This is a genomic window from Nocardia sp. NPDC051990 (assembly GCF_040680755.1).
In the GTDB taxonomy this organism is placed as follows: domain Bacteria; phylum Actinomycetota; class Actinomycetes; order Mycobacteriales; family Mycobacteriaceae; genus Nocardia.
Genome location: NZ_JBFAXH010000002.1, coordinates 68,550 through 87,549, shown reverse-complemented (window position 1 = coordinate 87,549; position 19,000 = coordinate 68,550). Strand labels below are relative to the sequence as shown.

Sequence of the window (19,000 nt, the reverse complement as noted above, 5' to 3'; positions counted from 1 at the left end):
GATTGCGTGGACGGACTTCTGGCCTTGGTGAACGGACTACCCGGGGCGGGCAAGACGACTTTGGGCGCCCAGCTCGCACGGTCGTTGGACGCGTGGTTCCTGTCCAAAGACACCCTTGAGGAAGCGCTCGCCTCGAGTATCGAAAATGCTGTCGACGTGCGGAATTGGGCGGCGTCGCTATGGATACAGATCTGGGCGCTGGCTGCCCGTTCGCCGGCGGCGCTGGTGTCATGGTGTGCGCGGCTCCGAGCGGGGGAGGATCCGGCCCAAAAGAGCCTTGCGTAACGGTTCCGAGTACCAGTTCGAAACATGATCGAAAGTGACGTATGACACAGAAGCTCTTGAACGAGTTCGATTCGGCCGCAAAGGCTTTCGTAGCCGTGTGCTTCGAGAGGTTGCGAGCGGAAGGGGCAATTCCAACATCCACTTCCCATAGGCACCTCCAGGCTGGCCTAGACTTCGGGCTCTTGCCGATCAAGGCACTCCCGGAGTATGTGCGGCTCGAAAAAGCAATCATTGACGCGGTGCCCAATATCGACCGGGCCGGCGGGGCGGGTTCCGCGGCCTCGATATTGCTGACCAGCTTGCTGGAGTGGTGCGTGCAGAAATGTTCTTCTGCGGGTGACTACGACCCGAATGGCCCGGAAGTGTCCGCTGCCATCGCCCAGTTGGTGCAGGTGGTGTCCGGACAGCCCTATGAGATTGTTCTGGCGCGCCAAGTCTCTCATCTCGTGCCAGCTTCGGGCACTGAGATCGAGATCGACGGCATCACCCTTTTCCCCGAAGGCCGGACCTCGGATATGACGCTGCGGATCTTGAAGGAGATTCCTGACGCCGATCACGCTTGGAAGCGCTACTTGAAGAAACCGTATAGGCCCCCGCATGCCTTGCTGATCGTGCGCAAGCAGGTCTCCGGCCTCGAATACTTCGGTGGCGGTGATCTGGCGCAGAAGTTAGACCAGTTCCAACTCGGCGTTTGCCTTCTGACCGGCGCCAATGTGCAAGGCTCGTATCAGGTGTTCGGGCCGAATAGAAAAATTTCTGCTCAACCCGCTTCTCTGGAAATGCTGGCCCGAGACACCGATGTCACCACCACGCGACGGACAGCGCGTCTCGACGGTACCGAGGGGCCGGCGATCGCCGCCCTCATCACATTGGTCGATGAGGCCCAATCGAAGACGGGTGGCGAGGGCATCTGGCTCAGCTCTTTCAGAGAAGCGCTTGATAGATTCGCTCACTTCGATGACACCACGCCATACACAGAGCAGCTCGTCAGCCTCGCCACCTCGCTGGAAGGAGTTATGCTCGGGACAAACGAGGGAGAAGGCCTGACGCTTCGACTGTGCACCCGTGTCACCGCCCTGCTGGCCAACGACGACGACCCCGCTGGTGAGCTTTTCGAGGACCTCAAGCAGCTGTACAACCTCAGATCGAACATCGTTCACGGCGGCGAAGTCCTGGAATCCACCCTGAACAAGAATCTCAAGGCAATAAATTGCGTGCCCGGCATCGAGGAAGAAGAGAACCCCCTCGTCCGGCTCGGCTACGCAGTCGACCGTCTGCGGGATATCGTGCGGCGCAGCATCCTTGCCCGGACCTGTTTGGCCAGCGGGAAAGAACCGCCGTGGCCGTTCAAAGAAAAGGGCAAGCCCAGCAAGGTCAAGGTCGACGCCGAACTGTCCGATGACGATACGCGAGCGATCTGGCGGGCGTATTGGCGCGACATGCTGGACTCGCTGGGCGTAGGCGTTGCTGCCGCGCGGTCTCGCCCTCCGGTCTTCTCCCTTACCTCATACGACAGCTGATACCGGTGTCGACGGCACGGCAAAAATGGATCTGGCACGGTTTGCGTGATTGACCCGACCTGGATTGCCAACAGGCGCTTGATGATCCATCATATCGCCGGTGTTCTGATCTTGGACCGCTCGTGTTGCTGTTCCCGCATCCAGATGGGCTGCAGATCGATGGCGTGACCTCGACCGGGCTTCGCGTGAACCTCGATGTGAGCACCCGCGACGAGGCAGTGGCTTGTCCAGGCTGTGGGATGGTGTCCCGTCGGGTCCACAGCCGCTACCGGCGGCGGTTGTCCGATACCGCGGTCACCGGCCGGGAGGTGGTGATCCGGCTGCGGGTAAGACGGCTGTTCTGTGACAACGTTGATTGCGGGAGAAGGACTTTCGCCGAACAGGTGCCAGCCCTGGCAGTGCGACATGCCCGGCGCACGAGAATCCTGCAACGCCTGCCGTGCGCGGTCGCGCTGGCGTTGGGTGGTCGTGCGGGAGCTCGGATGACTCGGAATCTGGCGGCCACGGTCAGCCGGATGACGCTGCTGCGGCAGATCCGGGCGCTGCCCGATCCGGACTTCGCGACACCCCGGGTCCTCGGGGTCGACGACTTCGCGCTGCGCCGCGGGCATCACTACGGCACGATTTTGATCGATATCGAAACCCGCAGACCGGTCGACGTGCTCGCCGACCGCACCGTCGATACGCTCGCGGCGTGGCTGCGTACCCATCCCGGAGTCGAGATCGTGTGCCGAGATCGGGCTGGCGCTTATGCCGACGGCGTCGCGGCAGGAACACCGAATGCGGTGCAGGTCGCGGACCGTTGGCATATCTGGCACAACCTTGGCGAGGCGGTCGAACGTGTCGTGGCCCGGCATCGAGACTGCCTGGACATCACAGCTGACGAAGATGGCGGCGCCGAGCCTGCGATCGTGCACCAGCAGCAAGCGCCGGTGATTGCCGAGGTGAGCGAGCCACCAGCACAACGGACCGACAAGTGGGCCGTCCGGACTCGCGAACGCTATGCCGCAGTCCACGCGCTGCTCGCCGATGGCATGAGCCTGCGCGCCATCGGCGCCCGGCTCGGTCTTGCCCGAGGAACCGTGCAGCGTTTCGCCCGTGCAGCCAGCGTCGAGGAACTACTGGTCAACACCGGCACCGGACGACGTCCCAGTCTGTTCGAAGAGTTCAAGCCCTACTTGCACCAGCGGTGGAACGAGGACTGCACCAACGCAACTCAGCTGTTCCGCGAAATCCGAGACCTCGGCTACCGCGGCGGCCCGAAGATCCTGCTCAACTACCTGCACCCATTCCGCACGGCCATCCACATTCCCCGCGCAGTGCCCAAGCCGCCGTCGGTTCGCCGCGTAGTCAGCTGGATCATGAGCGATCCCGCCCGCCTCGACCCAGATGACCGGCAGCGGCTCGATGCGATCCTCGCTGCGAGCCCCGAGCTCACTGACCTCGTCGGTCATGTCCGCACCTTCGCGACGATGATGGGCCAGCTTCGCGGCCGTGAGCTGGAGCGGTGGATGACAGCCGTCGAGGCCGACGACCTGCCGCCACTGCACTCGTTCGTCCGCGGCCTGCGGCGCGACTTCGATGCCGTCACCGCCGGTCTGACGCTGCCCTGGAGCAGTGGACCGGTCGAAGGGCACGTCAATCGCATCAAGATGATCAAACGCCAGATGTTCGGGCGGGCGAAACCGGACCTGCTCCGAAAGCGAATCCTGTTGAGCGACTGAGCAACCCGATCTACCGAATCACTAAATTTGTGCCTGATCCCGGATTGGCGTTCTGTTGACACGCCGAATCCGGCGTGCTGCACCGCAGCCCTACTACAGCTGTGACGCACCGAAATTAGCTCTACGCTCGGCGGGCATGACAGGGCGTTCGCAACACGTCCCCCAGCGACCGGACTCGATCTAGCGGGTCTGGCCTATCCATGGAGGACCGAGCTGATCCGCGGGAGTGGATTTCAGGGCGGGCCTGGTGGGTGAGCGAGGATGATCCGGTCCTGCTACTTGAAGACCACGGCCGGTCCGTCCCCGCGGAGGCCAAGTCCGAAGTGAGTGCACGCATCCGGTGCGGTCGGTCGGCGCGCCGACGCCGTGGGACACGCCGACCGGTGACGTCAGTTTCTGTCCTGTGCCAGCGCAGTTGGCCCAGCGGTGGGGCGCTGACCTTGGGTAGGCCATTTTGAGTGGCAGAGCGAATCCGGCTTTCCGTCATTGAAGTTGGCCCAAGTTGGCGTTCGACAGTTGGCCGGTTTCACTGGCCGTCGAGATCTGCTTCGCGGACCAGGCCGTTGACGAACGTTGCGAAATCAGGTGCGAGCGTGGTGATTCGATATCCGGCTTCCGAGTCGACGTGGACCACGCTTGGTTCTCCGCTGTTGCGGTAGTCGAGTGCGATCATGTCGTGGCCGGCCGATGGACAATCGGCGAAGTAGATCCCGATGTCGGGATATCCCCACTCCTGAAGCCAGAATCGGCTTCCGGTTTCGCCGCCCAAACTGAAGTCGGCGGTGCGGCCGATGGCGGCCAGTGAAGTCACTGCAACGTGGTCGGCTGCCCAGGTTGTCTGGGTGTCGGCGGGATGAGCCGAACGTGCCAGATAGCCACCATTGTGGATCCGGGCCACTGCGATGTAGGCGGGTGGGAGCCGCAGACCCAGTTCGGCCTCGATCGACCGGACCAGGTCGTCGTCGGGAGGTGCCTCGAAAGGCGGGTAGTCAGGGCTGAACAGTCCGGACGGTTCAATCACGCGCGGACCCTATCGGATCAACGTATTGAGGGCGCGTGGTCCAGGCGTGCATGATCTGGTGGGCCAGCCAGTGGCCGAGGTGGTGGGCGTGGTCGATGCAGGATGTTCCGGTGAGGTCGCGGTTGTGTGGGTCGGCTCCGCGGGCAAGTAGGAAGGTGCTGATGTCGGCGTGGAGGGGTTCGCCGGTGCGGTCGTGGCGGATGTATTCGACCTCGACGGCGTGTCGGAGGAGGGTGTGCCCGTTTCCGTCGTCGTTCTCGATGTCGTGGCCCTGGTCGAGCAATGCGCGTAGCAATGGCAGGTCGTAGTCCGCGACCGCCTGATGTGCTGGTGTCAGCTCCGGCCGGGTGGGGGTCTGTCCAGTAAACGGCTCTGTCGCACTTTCGGTGGTGACGGATGGTGGGCTATGCCAACAGGATTCGGTGGCGGAGTAGCGCGAAGCCAGCTCGCCCATACATCTGTCGCTTGATCAGTTTGGTTTTCGTGTTCACGCCCTCGATCGGGCCGCTGCTGTAGGGAAGGGTGAGACCAGCGACGGCGGGCAGTCTGAACCTGCTCTACAAATACATCAACCAGGGCCGCCAGCTCAGCGACCGGATCGGGGGTATATCCGAGGGCTTTCACTTCCTCGAATAGGTGCAGGACAGGTGCCGGAGCCGGACCAGATGCGCCGGCCACCCCAGTATCGTGCCTGCCTGGTCGACCCCTACCGCGATCACCTACGGGCCCGCCGCAGCGCCGACCCCGGCGCCATGCTCGCTGTGAACTCTGGCCACCGATCGCAGCTGGACCGCCGCCGGCACCCGGGTTTGGCAGATCGCCGCGGTGCTGATCGGACTCGCTCGACAGCAGGCGGCTGACCAGGCATCGGCGTCCTTCCTGGTGTTGCCGTGCGATGCGGATTCGGTTTTCGCCCGGTCGAAGACCGCAAGCGTCGAATAATGTTGCGCGACACCGCTTCCCTAATCCAAATCCACCGGATTCGTTGCGGCTCGGCTGAATCCGCAGTCCACACTACCTGCGCCTCAGCCTGTCGGACCGGCCCGAGACCGCCGGTTGATCCGCCCACCGGTCAGGGCAGCGCGCTGCGGCGGGTGCCAGGCGGTTGAGAGCCCGGGCGAGGCAGGGTGATCGTGCCCGCATTCTGGAAATAGCGCAGTACCGCCATCACCCGGCGGTCGCTGTCGTCGGCGGGATGCAGGCCCAGTTTGGCGAAGATGCTGCGGATGTATTTGTGCACAGCGCCTTCGGTCACCACCAGCCGCGCAGCGATGGCGGTGTTGCCCAGACCCTGCGCCATCAGGGCGAGCACATCACGTTCCCGGGCGCTCAGGCGCTGTATGTCGCGATGCGCGTGCTGGCGCGCGAACAACTGCGCCACCAGCTCGGGATCCAGCGCGGTGCCCCCGGCGACGACGCGGTACAGCGCGTCGAGGAAGTCGGTCACCCGGCCGACGCGTTCCTTGAGCAGATAGCCGACTCCGGCTCCGCCACCGCCGAACAGGGTGGTGGCGAAGGCCTGCTCCACGTGCGCCGAGAGCACCAGCACCGCCAGACCCGGCTGGCCGGCCCGGGCGGCGGCCGCGGCGACGATGCCCTCATCGGTGTGGGTGGGCGGCATCCGGATATCGACGATCGCGACGTCGGGCCGCTCCCGGGCGACCGCGGCCAGGAACTCGTCCGGTGTCGATGCCGTCGCGGCCACCTCGATCGATTCGGCGCGCAGCAGCGCGGCGATCCCCTCCCGCAGCAGCGCATCGTCCTCGGCGATCACGACACGCACGGCACCCACACCTCCACCGTCGTCGGCCCGCCGCGCGGGCTCGACACCTTCAACGTCCCGTCGTGCGCGGCCACCCGCTGCCGGATCCCGGCCAGCCCGGTTCCGGCGGCCTCGTCGGCGCCTCCGTGCCCGTCGTCGCTGACCCGCACACCGAGCCGGCCACCGGCCCGCCCGACCTCGACGGTGATCCGGTGCGCCCGGCTGTGCCGGACCGCATTGGTCAACGCCTCCGAGACCACAAAGTAGGCGGTCGCCTCGAGCGACAAGGCCAGCCGGCCACCGGATTCGCCGTGAAGCCGGCATTCGATGGGGCAGTTCGCAGCCAGCGTGGCCAGTGCCGCGTCCAGGCCGTGGTCGGCGACGACGGGCGGCAACACCGTGCGTACGACGGTTCGCAACTCGGCGAGGGCCGCTTCGGCGGCCTGCTGGGCACGTTCGAGCAGCGCGTCCGCCTTCTCCGGATCCCGGGCGACCGCACGCCGGGCGGCACCGAGCAGCACGACCGTCCCGGCCAGCCGGTTCTGGGTGCCGTCGTGCAAGGCGCGTTCGATGCGGCGCAGTTCGGCGGCATGCGCCTGCAGCGCGCCGGCGCGGGTGGCGGTCAACTCGGCCACCCGCTGCGACAGATCGCCGTCCGCCGGTGGCGTCAGCAGCCGCAAGGCCGGCCCCATCTGGATTCTCGCCAGCAGCGGGCCGGCGGCGAGCAGGAGCAGCAGCCAGCCCAGCCCGAGACCTGCGTCCGCGAGCACCCCGGGCCAGGTGTTCAACCGGGTGCCCCAGGCGGTTCCGGTTTGTCCGGCGGGGACCACCCGCCACCACAGGGGGTAGCTGAGCTCACGCACCGCGACGAGCGGCACGACGATACCGAGCAGGCCGAGCAGCAACCCCAGCGTGGCATGGCAGACCAGCCAGGCGAACACTCGCCGGGACCCGGGTTCCAACAGCGGCCCGATCTCGTGGCCGAGCCGTTCCAGCCGATCCCGCTCACACCGTGCGACCGCGCGCGTCACCCGCCGCATCGGGCCCAGCGCGCGCACCCCGGCCAGCCGCAGCACGCCGGCCCCCAGCCACCCCAGCACGGTGAGCAGCGCGAACAGTGCGGTGCCCAGCCCGCTGGCCAGCGCGCCGATGGCCTGCACCCCGGCGCCGGACCTGGCGGCCAGCTGGCGCGAAAGAGCTGACGCCGCAGTGGTTCTCATTCTTTCCTGCATACCAGCTTTCCTGCATACCAGGTGGTACGCCCGCGGGTGCGGCCGACGGTGAAACAGTAGTGCCTGCACTACTTGTAGCCGGGCAGTACACGGGATCGGCAGCGACGTTTCGACTACCTAGCGTGAATACCCATGGTGAACACGACAACAGCAGCGAAGCAGCGGACGACCGTGCCGTGGCCGGAGGTCTCGTTCTTTCTCGTCCTGACCTTCGGCGGCGCCTGGCTCACGGCCTTGCCGTTGTGGATCGGGGGCGTCTCGGTGTCGGGCCCCTGGTTTCTGCTGGTGAGCATCGGCACGATGCTGGTTCCGGCGATAGCCACCGCGATCACCGCCTGGATCTGGCGGCCGCCGCAGGGCATCGCGAGATCCACCGGGCTGGCGTTGCCGCGGCCGGCGCGGCGACTGTGGGGGTTCGGCGCACTGGGATTCGGCTATCCCGTCGTAGTGGCATTGGTCGCGCTGCCGCTAGGGCTGCTCACCGGCGTCGCCTACCTCGATGTATCGGGGCTTTCCGGGCTGCGGCAGCTCGCCCGTGATCAGTTCGGGCTGGCAGGCGGCGCTGCGCCCGGTTCATTGCTGCTGTCCGCTGTGGGGATGACCGCGGCACTGTTCGTGTTCGGGCTGCTGCCGTGTTTCGGCGAGGAATGGGGCTGGCGCGGGTACCTGATCCCGAAACTGCTGCCGTTGGGCATCTGGCCGGCGCTGCTCATCGACGGCGTGCTGTGGGCGGTGTGGCACGCGCCGCTGCTGCTGCGCGGCTTCAACTACGGCAGCACTGATGTGGCCGGGATCGCGGAGATGATCGTGTCGTGTGTGCTGGCGGCGATCGTGCTGGGCTGGCTGGACCTGCGATCCGGCTCGGCCTGGCCAGCGGTGATCGCCCACAGCTCGAACAACACCTTCGCCGTCCTCATCACCACCGGGCTCGCCGTGGACACCGCCCATCCGGTCGACCCGCTGCTGACCCAGATTCCGGTGTGGGTGGCCACGGCACTGCTGGTGTTCGTCCTGCACCGCCGGGGCCAGCTGAGTGTGCCGACCGGGCGGGTGAACCCACCCGACGGCGCCGGAATCCGGCAAACTATTCCCCGAACCGGGCGGCGGCATCGGTGAGTTCGTGCAGTGCCGCGTGAGTCGGGGTGCCGGGGTCGAAGTCCAGCGCCATCACCATGTTCCAGCTCGAGTCACGACTCCAACTCCACGTGACGATTCACCGTCGCGGACCCGGTAGGCGGGATTTGCCAACCAGCTCGAGCCGTTCGGCACCCAGGCGAGCTGTTCGCTGGCTGACTCGATACTTCGCCAGCCTGACTACGGTCTCGCCTTCGATCCTCCCCTGGCTACGCAACGACCCAAAACAGAAGCCGGAAGCGACACCGAAGACTCTGGCTTCATCAACACGAGCGGGGTCGAGACTTCCATTGTTCGATGAGCGGTCCGAGTCGTTTGCCGTTCCATTGTCTGATCGGGGTGTGCGTATCGACCTGGGTCACAACCTGTTCGGGTGGAACATCCTTGGTGACCACGGCACCTGCGGCGATATAGCTGCGAGGCCCGATCCGCACCCCGCCGATCACCCGCGCGCCGAACCCGACAACGGAGTCTTCCTCGATGACCGGTGATTCCTCATCGACACCCCACCAACCCAGGTCCGGGCGGGTGTACTCATGCACCAACTCGCCCATCACGGTCGACCGACTTCCGATAACCGTGGCATCGCATACGAACCCGGCCACGCACGCATCCTCGCCGATCTGCACTCGGTCGCACACATATGCGCCGTGCACCACTCTCGTCCGGTCACCAATCACGCAGCCGTAGCCGATCCGGGAACGATCCTCCAGCACGCAGTCCGCTCCCAGCGTGGTGCCTTCGTTCACTACCACCTGATTGAACAACAGGCTGCGGTCTCCGATTACGACAGGTTCGCCGATCGTGTGCTGCCCGCGTTGCGCGTCTCGGATACGGGCTTCTTTCGGATACCCGAGCGTGCAATGTTCCCCGACGATCACGGATTCGCCGAGTCGGATCGGCGCATACAGTTGCGAGAGCTTCACGCCTGTCACGACATCGACTGTTCGACCAGCCAGTCGACGGTCGTGCTGATCGCTTGGTCTTCGCGTGCCCGGGAGTCGAATCCGTGGTCTGACCCGGTAATCGTGTGCAGCGTGGTGTGTGATCGTGATCGCGCGGCCTGGGCAGCGACGTCATACGACACTGCCGTGTCATGGTCACCGTGCACGATCAGCGTCGGCACATCTGCGGCACGGAAGTCATCCAGCGGCCGGTAATGCGCGAACTCAGTGAACAGGACACGACCGAGCTGGAACTCACCGTCAACGAGCAGAAAACCGTTGTCGGCCAAACATTTCTGCCCAGCAACGCCGAAATTCTCTTCGCCCCACGCCAACTCTGGAACCAGAAAGGTGCGCCGCAGATCCAGCACCGGGTTCCACAGCACCAGCCGATAGAGATCGTCGAGCCACGACAGCGAAAGTGCCGTCGACACGGCACCGAAGCTCGCCGCCACAATGGACATTCGCTGCCCAGCGAATCGCTCGCGGACCGCGGTCACCGCGGTCTGCAGATCCAGGCATTCACCGGCGATCGTCACCCTCTGCTGCGTTCCACCGCTCGCACCGTGCCCTCGGAAAGAGAACCGAACGACATCGAACCCCTGCGACACCAACTGCTGCGCCAACCGAACGAACATGCCCCCGCCCTCGTCCATGTCCACCGTGATGCCGTGCACCAACAGCACCACTCCAAGTGCAGGCTCGACCGTGCACTGGTGGACCGCGCAGTCCAGCCGAATACCGTCCACAGAAGTCAATTCGAGGCGTTGCACCGGTCAGCTCCCCTTCACTCGGCCCCTGGCCTCGACCACAGGCTGTCCATCGTCTCGTGCGACACCGCCGCGTTCAGCTCGCCCGCCGACGCGAATGCCATGTTCACAATCGTGCGTCGCCCGCACCGGATCGGGTACACCCGATGCAAACGTTGTGTTCGTCCGCATCAAGTACACATCCCCCGCGCCGACACTCAACTTATGTACCAATCGATCCTGCACGAGCCGGGCTACCTCTGGCTTCGCCTTGTCCCATACCGTGTCCGGGATGCACTCCACGAACCCACCATCATCGGCCGGTGGACACTCCGCCACCCACACCAATGCGAAACTGTAATCGTCCCAATGCCATCCATGCGTATCACCAGCCTGCTCCAGCCTGGTGATCACGAACTGCTCGGGCTCGTACGGACACCGGAATACCGGTTCCCCGGCCACGGCCGACAGAAGCCGCGTTGTCGCCGTGGAATCATAGATCGCCTCGATCACCGAACCGTTGCACGCGATCTCGGCCCGAGTCACATTCCGCATCCGCCGCGGCGTGTATCCGGTCGCGGCGAGAACAAGATCACGCCGCACACCCATGTGCTCTACCAACCAGAGAGCTTCTAAGGCGACCGCCGACCGCAGTTGAGCCGGAATCAACCGCGACACCGCGACGTAGCCAGTACGCTCAAACTCCTTGTGTGCCAGCGTGATCTCCGCATCATCAGCCAGTGCCTGAGCACCCCACGCGTCCAGTTCGTCCTCCGACCACACCCATCGCTGATCCACCAACAAGTCCCCTCCACACGTTCGGTAGCCGTACATCTGCCGCCACGCATCATCCAACCACCGCAGTCCCTGCCAGCGTTATCGACGAGTACGGCTGCTCAGGTAGGGATACTGCCAGTGCCCGTGAAAGTCGCATGAGGAGCGCGAAATGCAGCGAAGGTCGCCAGATTGGGATAGCTACCGATCGGATGTTATCGACGGCGGTCTACGCGAGATCGCGCACTTCGTTATGGATGTCGTTATCGACAACCGCGTGCGTCGGTAATCTGGCAAAACTCAGGCGTGACCACAATCCGCGAACACGACCGGCGGCGCCGGGCCGCTGTTGAAGGCATCACTTGATGCCGCGTTCGAACTTGCAGACCTCTCGGAGCACTGCCGGGTCTCGAGACTCGCGCCACATGAGGAAGGCGAGCACGTACGCGCGGGATTTCAGTGCAACAGTGGTAAAAGAGCCGATCAGAGTGACGCTCAGGGAGATCCAAGTCAACATGCGTCTAGGAAAGCTGTGCCGACCTTCCTACCACAACCCGGTCGACCGGCTGGAGCGAATGCATTCCCCTCACGTTGCCCACCTGCGGATACGATGTAAGGCAAACCCTGACAGGATCGAGAGATGCCTGGCAAGTACCGCAATACCCTCAAAGCCCACGCGCACGCCCAGGCCAGCCTCGGACGTGCCCTGCAGGAGTTGGCGACGGCCCACCGGGACGCAGCGACGGCCGGGCCCCGCTCTACACCAACGGATTCGTTCGGGCAGAACGAGTTTCGCGACTGGATTGCGCAAACCTGTGAGATCGCCGCAGCGGCCGACCGATTACTCGCTCTTGAGATCGACCTCGCGCGCCGCTCCGGACTCACCTGGGATTCCGTGGCAGAGGTGCTCGGCGTGAGCAGGCAATCGGCCTGGGAGCGGTATGCGACGTCGAAGCGAAGGAACACGTCCCGCCCCAAGTCCCGGTTGAGGCAGGCATGGAACACGAAGATGTATCGCCGCATGGCCGTGTCCAGTGGCCCGGACGAGATTGCTGTCCTTGAACAGATGATGCGGGGCATGCCGACCAGAAATGGCTAGCTGACCGTGATGGCCGAGACCGCAGGGATTGCGATCGCCCTCAAGGCCATTGGCAGCCAGTTGTTCGAGGACGCCATCGCCCGCAAACGCGCCGTGGAACCTGTGGGTCGGGTGTTGGCGGCTTCGAGCTAAAGAGTTGTTGTCAGCGATCACGGCTATGCTGCGAAGGCTGGTTTCAGCCGGATTCTGCCGCATCGTGAACGGGGGGGTGCCAGTCAGTGTCTGATATTGATGAGGCGGCCGTTTTGCGGTCGGAGATCGCGGCGTTCTATGCGGGCTTCGGGCAGCCGGAGGTACTGCACACGGCATTTAGGGAAGCGCCGCTGGTGGTGCCACTGATCGACCAGGACAGGGTTTTTACTTCCAGGGTCGGTGGCGTCGACTGGATCTGTGCGTTCACCAGCGTCGAGGCATACGCCCGCTACATGAGTGCCCGCGGCGTCGAACCGAACCAGCAGTACCGCTATCACACGCTGCTCGGTAGCCGCCTCGCCGAGTACGCGGCAAGCCGGGCCGAGCCGACCGGAGTTGCTGTCGATGTGGCGGGCACCAATGGCGTTCCCGCCGAACGTTTCCGAGACCTCCCTCGCTGGTGATGGGAACCGCTGATGGGTGAGCAGCTCAATGTCGATCCTGCGGTGTTGCAGCAGGCCGCGGATGGGATCACCGGCGTCATCGGTGAACTGTCCGATCTGGGTGTGGGTGAGACGGGTGCAATGGGGCGGGGGTTTTCGCTGTTGACGTTGTCGCCGATGCAGGCGGGTAAGTCCTCGGTGCAGAATGCGTTTGAGACGTTCACCGAGCGGTGGTCGTGGGGTGTGCGGGCGTTGGTGCAGGCGGGTAACGCGATCGCGAAGACGTTGGGGTTGGCGGCTGGCCGGTATCACATCATGGATGAGAAGTTCTCGAACACCTTTAAGGCGATCACGAGCCATCTGATCGGGAACCCGCATCTGTCGAATGAGGAGATCGACAAAAGGTCGTGGGGAGAGACTTTGGCCGATAACCAGTACAACCAGATCCGCAACCGCGACTACAGCGCCGAGTCGTTCCAGAATGCGTTCAACCAGATCGGCACCAACATCGAGGTCATCCAGGCGGTGGGCCCGGACGCACTCGCTGGCGCGGTGCCTGGGGTTCACTGGAGTACCGGCGCGGCGCAGCGGGCGGCGGAGATTCGTAACGGCCCAGGGGGGCAATAGCTTTGGGGATCGGGGATTTCGTCAACTCGGTCGGTGACGCGATCGAGCACGGTGTCGAATCGGTCACCCAGAAAGCGGGCGAGCTCGCCGATTCTGGGTTGGACGCCGCCGCCGCGCTGGCCCGCAAGGTTGGCGCGGACGGGGTCGCCGAAGGGTTGGACGATCTCGGCGACAAGATCGCCGACCTGGCCGGCGGCGAAATTCACGAGCGTGAACTCGGACAAACCAAGGATCCGAAGGAACTGATCCGCGGTGACCCCTCGGCGATCCACGACGCCGCCGAAGCGTTGCAGAAGATGGGTGATTCGATCGGGCAGACCGGTGATGCCCTGCGCACGGTGAACACCGCGGACTGGACCGGGACCGCGGCCGAGGAGTTCCACACCGAGTTCGCCAAACAGCCCAAGCTGTGGTGGGAAGGCTCGGACGCGATGCACAAGGCTTCCGGTGTACTCAACAGTTGGTATTACGAGGTCACCGCCGCCCAAACCAAGGCCGCCGACGCGATCGCACGATGGGATGCCGCCGATACCGAGGAAACCAGCAAGAAAACCCAGTGGAACGCGCTGTCCGATGAGCAGAAACGCAAAACCCCGCTGGTCGACACGTGGACGTCGATACGCAACGAGGCCCGGGAGATCCTGCGCGGTGCCCGCGCCCAACGCGACAACGCCGCAGCCTCAGCGGCGGCAGCATTGGCGGCCGCGACCGAGTCCGCGCCGACTGAGCCGCCGTTCAGCGAACGCTGGTCCGACAACTTCTCGGACCTGTCGGGGGCGTTGGATCAGGCGGAGCTGAATTTCACTTCGGGGTTGTTGACCAGTTTCTCTGGGATCGTGCAGTTTGTGCGTCAGGTCAGTCCGATGGATGCCTACAACCTGACCCATCCGGCCGAATACTTCTCGGGGATGTCGGATCTGGGCACCGGGCTGGTCGTCGCGGCGGCTGATCCCGGGGCGACGGTGTCCTCGCTTCTGTCCGGTGCGCGCAAGAACCCGTCGGAGTTCCTCGGCTCTTTGACCGGGGATCTGATCACCACTGTCGGGACCGGTGGTGCGGGCGCGGCCAAACCCGCGCTGTCGGCGTTGGACAAGGTCGGTGACGTCTCCAAAGTCACCAAAGCCACCCACACCGTGGCCAGCGCGGCAGAACACGCCCCACACCCCACGCCCAGCACCCCACACACCCCCCAGCACCACCCACACCCCAACCTCGACCCCGCACGCAACCGGGACACCCGCGAGCACGCACCCGACGACCGAGTCACCATCGCCAGCCTCGACTGGGCACGAACCAGGAACACCGACCGGTACCCAGCCGAGCGCAACCGAGCCCGGCGCGCACCCGAACGCGACCACCGAGTCTGCACCGCAACCGGGAACGACAACATCCCATGAAACCCCAACCCACACAAACGAACCCGCCACAGTTCGACCGGACGACACAACACCGGGCCACACACAGCCCGACGCGCCTGGATCCAGTAACCCCGAACAGCCTGGGGGCCACTCCCCTCCCGCCGCCGAGCACCCTGGCGACGCGCCACAGGCACCCTCACAGCACAATCCCGAGACGCCATCGGGGCGACCGGATTCGGGCACACCCGCAGCGCCACACGCTAGCACCGAAACTCCTGGGCATTCGGGTCCCGAGGCGGGTCAGCCCACCCAGCACCCGGATACGCCAGACACTCCTACCGAGCACGGCGTCGAGAGCCCACCCCAAACCCACGACCCCGAATCTCCACATGCAGATGACGGCACGAACTCTGGCGGCCACGAACGGTGTATCCCCGGAACATCAATCACCGCACCAGGATTCGCCGTCGGAGCATCCCACGCCGCAGGAACGCGCCGACGCCGACCACGGTGCAGCCGATACCGCGCGGGAGAACGGCGCGGACAACGACCGCACCCCGGGCGACAAGACCTGCTCGGAGGACCCGGTCGATATCGCGACCGGTGAATTCCTGCTCCCCGAAACCGATGTCGAGCTGCCCGGCGTTCTCGCCCTGGCATTGCGGCGCACGCATCGCTCGAACTATCGATACGGTCGCTGGTTCGGCCCCTCCTGGTCGGCGACCTTGGACATGCGCCTGGTCGTCGAACACGAAGGCGTCACCTTCCTCGGCGAGGACGGCATCATGCTGGCCTACCCACACGCCGAGGTCGGTATCGCCACCGAACCGGTCACCGGCGGACAGCAGTGGACACTGACCCGCACCGAGGTCGGCGGCTACCGGATCTGGGACCAACAACGGGAAATACTGTGGCATTTCGCGCCCGAACCCGCCCTCGACAGCATCGAATCCCGCCTGGGCAACTACGCCATCTCCGCGATCACCGACCGCCACCGCAACCGGATCCGCTTCCACTACGACACCAACGGCGTCCCGACCGAAGTGTCACACTCCGGCGGATACCGCGTCCGCATCGACACCACGGCCGGACGAGTGACCCGACTATCACTGATCGGTGTCGACCCTGATGGTGCTGAATCCGCACCCGACTAAGGGAATTCGCGTACACGGCTGGAGCGCTGTCGGCGGTCGTGAATGCCGTCGGTGCGACCACGACCTACACCTACGATGACGAGTACCGGTTGACGTCCTGGACCGATTCCAACGGCAACCAGATGGTCAACACCTACGACGAATCCGGTCGTGTCATCCACCAACGTGGCACCGCAGGAGTACTCGACAGCGACTTCGAATATCTCGAATTCACTGACGGCACAGGACGTCTCACCAGCGCCACCGATTCTCTAGGCGCGACCACCACCCACGGCTTCGATCGTGACTTGCGCCTTCGCGATCTCGTCGCCCCCGGTGGCGGCCGAACCCATATCGACTACAACGCCGACCGCAAACCACTGAGAGTTATCGCACCCGACGGCGCGGTGACCCAATACCGGTACACGCGCGACGGCGACATTGCCGACGTAACCCGCCCAGACGGACGCAGCGTTGAGATCGAGTACATGTGGCGCAACCGTCCTACCCGAGTCGTCGACGCGGACGCGACCGTGCGGCAACAGGAATGGGATAAGAACGGCAATCTTGTCGGCAGCGTCGATGCCGCGGGGACACGGACGTCCTACAGCTACCACCCGAACGGCGCGGTCGCCGAGACAATCGGCGCGGGTGGCGCGCGGACCGGCGTCGAAGTCGATGCCGCTGGGCTACCTGTTCAGATCACTGATCCATCCGGGGCGGTTACCCGCGTCGACCGCGATCACTTCGGCCGCCCCGTTCGAATCACCGACCCCATGGGCGGCCGGACCCACTACGAGTGGGCTCCCGATGGAAAGCTATTGCGGCGCATCGACTCCGACGGGCACGCGGAGCTGTGGACCTACGACGGCGAAGGCAACCTTCTCACACATACCGACCGGGCAGGCAACCTCACACGATTCACCTACGGCGCGTTCGACCTGGTCAGCTCCCGCGTTGACCCAGATGGCTCCACGACCCACTACAGCTGGGATAGCCAACGCCGCCTTACCGCCATCACCAATCCCCTCGGTCAACCCTGGACCTATGAATACGACCAGGCTGGACGTCTGATCGCCGAAACCGATTACGGCGGCGCCACAATCCGATACGCACACGACCGGTGTGGTCGAGTCGCGAGCGTTACTCCAGCGACCGGCGACTCACGCCACCACACCTACGACGTTCTAGGTCGTCTGACAGCCATCGCCACCGACACCGGCGATTGGGTCCGCTACACCCACGATCCGATGGGGCGAGTACTGACCGCCCTCACCGGTACCGCCGACGAGACCATCAGCACCCTCGAATTCACCTACACCGCAACCGGAAACCTGGCGACGCAACGCCTCAACGATCAAACAGTGATGCGCTACGACTACGACGAGCACAACCGTCGAACCCGCCGCCAGTCACCGACCGGCGCCACAACCGCCTGGCACTATGACTCCGTTGGCCGCGTGCGCGCGATGGGCGCCGATGGGCACCACATCGACTTCGCTCACGACCCGCTCGGGCGTCTCACCGGTTGGCGACTCGGCGAAATCACGGTGAACCGTCAACACACCGACATCGGCTACGTCGCTGCCCAACAGGTCACCGCCTACCCGAGCACCTCGCTCAACCTCGACCTCGGCCCATCGACCCGACCAGCACCTCGACAGATCCGCTCCGACGAATACCGCTACCGCCCAGATGGATACCTCACCAGCCACGTCCTGACCCGCCCGAACACAGCATCCGCGCGCCGGAAGTACACACTCGACCGGGCCGGGCGCGTCACCACCATCACACGCAACGGAATCCTCGCGGAGAAATACGCCTATGACCCGCTGAGCAACATCACCAACGCACTGCCGATACCGGAATCCCGTGCAGCGCATGACATTCACGGTCCAATCTCCGCATGGCCGGACACCCCTGGACAAGCCGCGCCAGCGGCCGCGGACCGCAACGCGGGTGACCGGAAATATCGAAACAATCAGCTGATCCGCGACGGCCGCACGCGTTACCAGTACGACGAATCCGGGCGCCTGGTCCGCAAAACAACAACGCGCCCCTCCCGCAAGCCCGACAGCTGGCACTACCGCTACAACGGCTTCGACCAACTCACCGATATTTGGACACCCGATCAACAGTGGTGGCACTACACCTATGACGCCCTCGGCCGGCGAACCAGCAAACAACGCCTCGACCCCAACAGAGCCGTCCTCGAACGCATCGACTACACCTGGGACGGCACCCGGCTCATCGAGCAATCAACCGACGACTCCACCACGCGCTGGCAGTACCACCCCGGCACATACTCCCCGATCACCCAGACCACCGACCAGGACACCGTCGACCGCGAGTTCTACGCGATCATCACCGACCTCGTCGGCACCCCCACCGAACTTGTCGAACCCAGCACGGCCACCACAGTGGCCACAGCAACCATCGACCTCTGGGGCAACACAACATGGGAAGGGCAAACCAGCACACCGCTGCGCTACCCCGGCCAAATCCGTGACCCCGAAACCGGACTGCACTACAACCTCCACCGCAGCTACGACCCCACCACCGGCCGATACCTGACACCAGACCCACTCGGCCTCGCCGCAGCACCCAACCCGAACACCTACCCCCGCAACCCCACAACCTGGTCAGACCCCCTCGGCCTCATACCCAACGAATGCTCAACCGGCCCCGGCGCCAATCCACAAAGCCAGGCACCGGGCCAACCAACACCTGAAAGCCTCTACCACTACACAAACCAAGAAGGACACGACGGAATCCTGGAAAGCCAAGAACTGCACCCATCCCTACGCGAACAGAACCCCAAAGACGCTCGCTACGGCGACGGCCAATACTTGACCGACATCGAGCCCGGAACCCGCACACTCGGCCAGCTATCAGCCGCTTTCCTCCGCGTACCCTGGGCAGGCCAGAAGTTCACCCACTTCATCGAGATCGACATCACCGGCCTCACAGTTGTGCAGGGGCGACCGGGAGTATTCGTGATACCGAACACTGGCCCCCTAGACCTTGCAGGACGAATCATTCGGTCAGGAAGGAACTGAACAT

18 protein-coding genes and 1 pseudogene are annotated in these 19,000 nt (G+C 64.6%); 11 read left to right on the top strand and 8 right to left on the bottom strand.

Features of this window, described 5'->3' with window-relative positions:
- The 3 genes from AB0L63_RS03980 to AB0L63_RS03970 all read left to right on the top strand — a co-directional run.
- The coding region (locus AB0L63_RS03980) for an AAA family ATPase (RefSeq protein ID WP_364494265.1) at nucleotides 1-285 on the top strand (285 nt) is incomplete at its 5' end.
- 182 nt (nucleotides 286-467) lie between these two features.
- Nucleotides 468-1,805 carry a hypothetical protein gene (locus AB0L63_RS03975; RefSeq protein ID WP_364494262.1) on the top strand — a complete coding sequence of 446 codons (1,338 nt, stop codon included), beginning with the start codon at nucleotides 468-470 and terminating at the stop codon, nucleotides 1,803-1,805.
- A gap of 122 nt (nucleotides 1,806-1,927) precedes the next feature.
- A complete protein-coding gene (locus AB0L63_RS03970; protein ID WP_364494259.1) occupies nucleotides 1,928-3,529 on the top strand; it encodes an ISL3 family transposase in 1,602 nt (533 codons plus the stop codon).
- A gap of 526 nt (nucleotides 3,530-4,055) precedes the next feature.
- Here AB0L63_RS03970 and AB0L63_RS03965 read toward each other — a convergent pair.
- The 5 genes and pseudogenes from AB0L63_RS03965 to AB0L63_RS03945 all read right to left on the bottom strand — a co-directional run bounded on the left by AB0L63_RS03965 (nucleotide 4,056) and on the right by AB0L63_RS03945 (nucleotide 7,532).
- Nucleotides 4,056-4,550 carry an SMI1/KNR4 family protein gene (locus AB0L63_RS03965; RefSeq protein ID WP_364494256.1) on the bottom strand — a complete coding sequence of 165 codons (495 nt, stop codon included), beginning with the start codon at nucleotides 4,548-4,550 and terminating at the stop codon, nucleotides 4,056-4,058.
- A complete protein-coding gene (locus AB0L63_RS03960; protein ID WP_364494253.1) occupies nucleotides 4,543-5,004 on the bottom strand; it encodes a hypothetical protein in 462 nt (153 codons plus the stop codon). The genes AB0L63_RS03965 and AB0L63_RS03960 overlap by 8 nt, the downstream gene beginning before the upstream one ends.
- Nucleotides 4,955-5,083, bottom strand: a pseudogene (locus tag AB0L63_RS03955) (transposase); the annotation flags it as partial. The gene AB0L63_RS03960 and the pseudogene AB0L63_RS03955, both read right to left, overlap by 50 nt.
- Nucleotides 5,084-5,622: 539 nt before the next feature.
- The gene (locus AB0L63_RS03950; protein WP_364495599.1) at nucleotides 5,623-6,333 is read right to left on the bottom strand and encodes a response regulator transcription factor; all 711 of its coding nucleotides are present in this window, start codon (nucleotides 6,331-6,333) and stop codon (nucleotides 5,623-5,625) included.
- The gene (locus tag AB0L63_RS03945; RefSeq protein ID WP_364494250.1) at nucleotides 6,321-7,532 is read right to left on the bottom strand and encodes a histidine kinase; all 1,212 of its coding nucleotides are present in this window, start codon (nucleotides 7,530-7,532) and stop codon (nucleotides 6,321-6,323) included. The genes AB0L63_RS03950 and AB0L63_RS03945 overlap by 13 nt, the downstream gene beginning before the upstream one ends.
- Before the next feature lie 144 nt (nucleotides 7,533-7,676).
- On the opposite strand from AB0L63_RS03945, the gene AB0L63_RS03940 reads away from it, so the two are divergent.
- On the top strand, nucleotides 7,677-8,660 hold the full coding sequence (locus tag AB0L63_RS03940; RefSeq protein ID WP_364494247.1) for a type II CAAX endopeptidase family protein: 984 nt from the start codon (nucleotides 7,677-7,679) through the stop codon (nucleotides 8,658-8,660).
- 281 nt (nucleotides 8,661-8,941) lie between these two features.
- Here the strand turns inward: AB0L63_RS03940 and AB0L63_RS03935 are convergent, their stop codons facing one another.
- Genes AB0L63_RS03935 through AB0L63_RS03925 form a run of 3 tightly spaced genes read right to left on the bottom strand, consistent with a single transcriptional unit; the run spans nucleotide 8,942 to nucleotide 11,175 of the window.
- Nucleotides 8,942-9,613: a DapH/DapD/GlmU-related protein gene (locus tag AB0L63_RS03935; protein WP_364494244.1), complete on the bottom strand. Its 672-nt coding sequence runs from the start codon at nucleotides 9,611-9,613 to the stop codon at nucleotides 8,942-8,944.
- Nucleotides 9,610-10,395: an alpha/beta fold hydrolase gene (locus tag AB0L63_RS03930; RefSeq protein WP_364494241.1), complete on the bottom strand. Its 786-nt coding sequence runs from the start codon at nucleotides 10,393-10,395 to the stop codon at nucleotides 9,610-9,612. Before AB0L63_RS03930 ends, AB0L63_RS03935 begins: the two co-directional genes overlap by 4 nt.
- Before the next feature lie 3 nt (nucleotides 10,396-10,398).
- Nucleotides 10,399-11,175 carry a hypothetical protein gene (locus AB0L63_RS03925; RefSeq protein ID WP_364494238.1) on the bottom strand — a complete coding sequence of 259 codons (777 nt, stop codon included), beginning with the start codon at nucleotides 11,173-11,175 and terminating at the stop codon, nucleotides 10,399-10,401.
- A gap of 610 nt (nucleotides 11,176-11,785) precedes the next feature.
- On the opposite strand from AB0L63_RS03925, the gene AB0L63_RS03920 reads away from it, so the two are divergent.
- The 7 genes from AB0L63_RS03920 (at nucleotide 11,786) to AB0L63_RS03890 (ending at nucleotide 18,996) form a co-directional block, all read left to right on the top strand.
- The gene (locus AB0L63_RS03920) at nucleotides 11,786-12,244 is read left to right on the top strand and encodes a hypothetical protein (RefSeq protein ID WP_364494235.1); all 459 of its coding nucleotides are present in this window, start codon (nucleotides 11,786-11,788) and stop codon (nucleotides 12,242-12,244) included.
- Nucleotides 12,245-12,253: 9 nt separating this feature from the next.
- Complete coding sequence (locus tag AB0L63_RS03915; protein ID WP_364494233.1) at nucleotides 12,254-12,376, top strand: hypothetical protein; 123 nt, start codon at nucleotides 12,254-12,256, stop codon at nucleotides 12,374-12,376.
- 86 nt (nucleotides 12,377-12,462) lie between these two features.
- Nucleotides 12,463-12,840, top strand: a complete 378-nt coding sequence (locus tag AB0L63_RS03910; protein ID WP_364494230.1) for a hypothetical protein — start codon at nucleotides 12,463-12,465, stop codon at nucleotides 12,838-12,840.
- A gap of 12 nt (nucleotides 12,841-12,852) precedes the next feature.
- The gene (locus tag AB0L63_RS03905; protein WP_364494227.1) at nucleotides 12,853-13,446 is read left to right on the top strand and encodes a hypothetical protein; all 594 of its coding nucleotides are present in this window, start codon (nucleotides 12,853-12,855) and stop codon (nucleotides 13,444-13,446) included.
- A gap of 2 nt (nucleotides 13,447-13,448) precedes the next feature.
- The gene (locus AB0L63_RS03900; RefSeq protein ID WP_364494225.1) at nucleotides 13,449-14,843 is read left to right on the top strand and encodes a putative T7SS-secreted protein; all 1,395 of its coding nucleotides are present in this window, start codon (nucleotides 13,449-13,451) and stop codon (nucleotides 14,841-14,843) included.
- A gap of 350 nt (nucleotides 14,844-15,193) precedes the next feature.
- On the top strand, nucleotides 15,194-15,958 hold the full coding sequence (locus AB0L63_RS03895) for a DUF6531 domain-containing protein (RefSeq protein ID WP_364494223.1): 765 nt from the start codon (nucleotides 15,194-15,196) through the stop codon (nucleotides 15,956-15,958).
- Nucleotides 15,943-18,996 (top strand): HYD1 signature containing ADP-ribosyltransferase family protein, encoded by a 3,054-nt coding sequence (locus AB0L63_RS03890; RefSeq protein WP_364495597.1) that lies wholly within the window; start codon nucleotides 15,943-15,945, stop codon nucleotides 18,994-18,996. The genes AB0L63_RS03895 and AB0L63_RS03890 overlap by 16 nt, the downstream gene beginning before the upstream one ends.
- The last annotated feature ends 4 nt before the right edge of the window (nucleotides 18,997-19,000 follow it).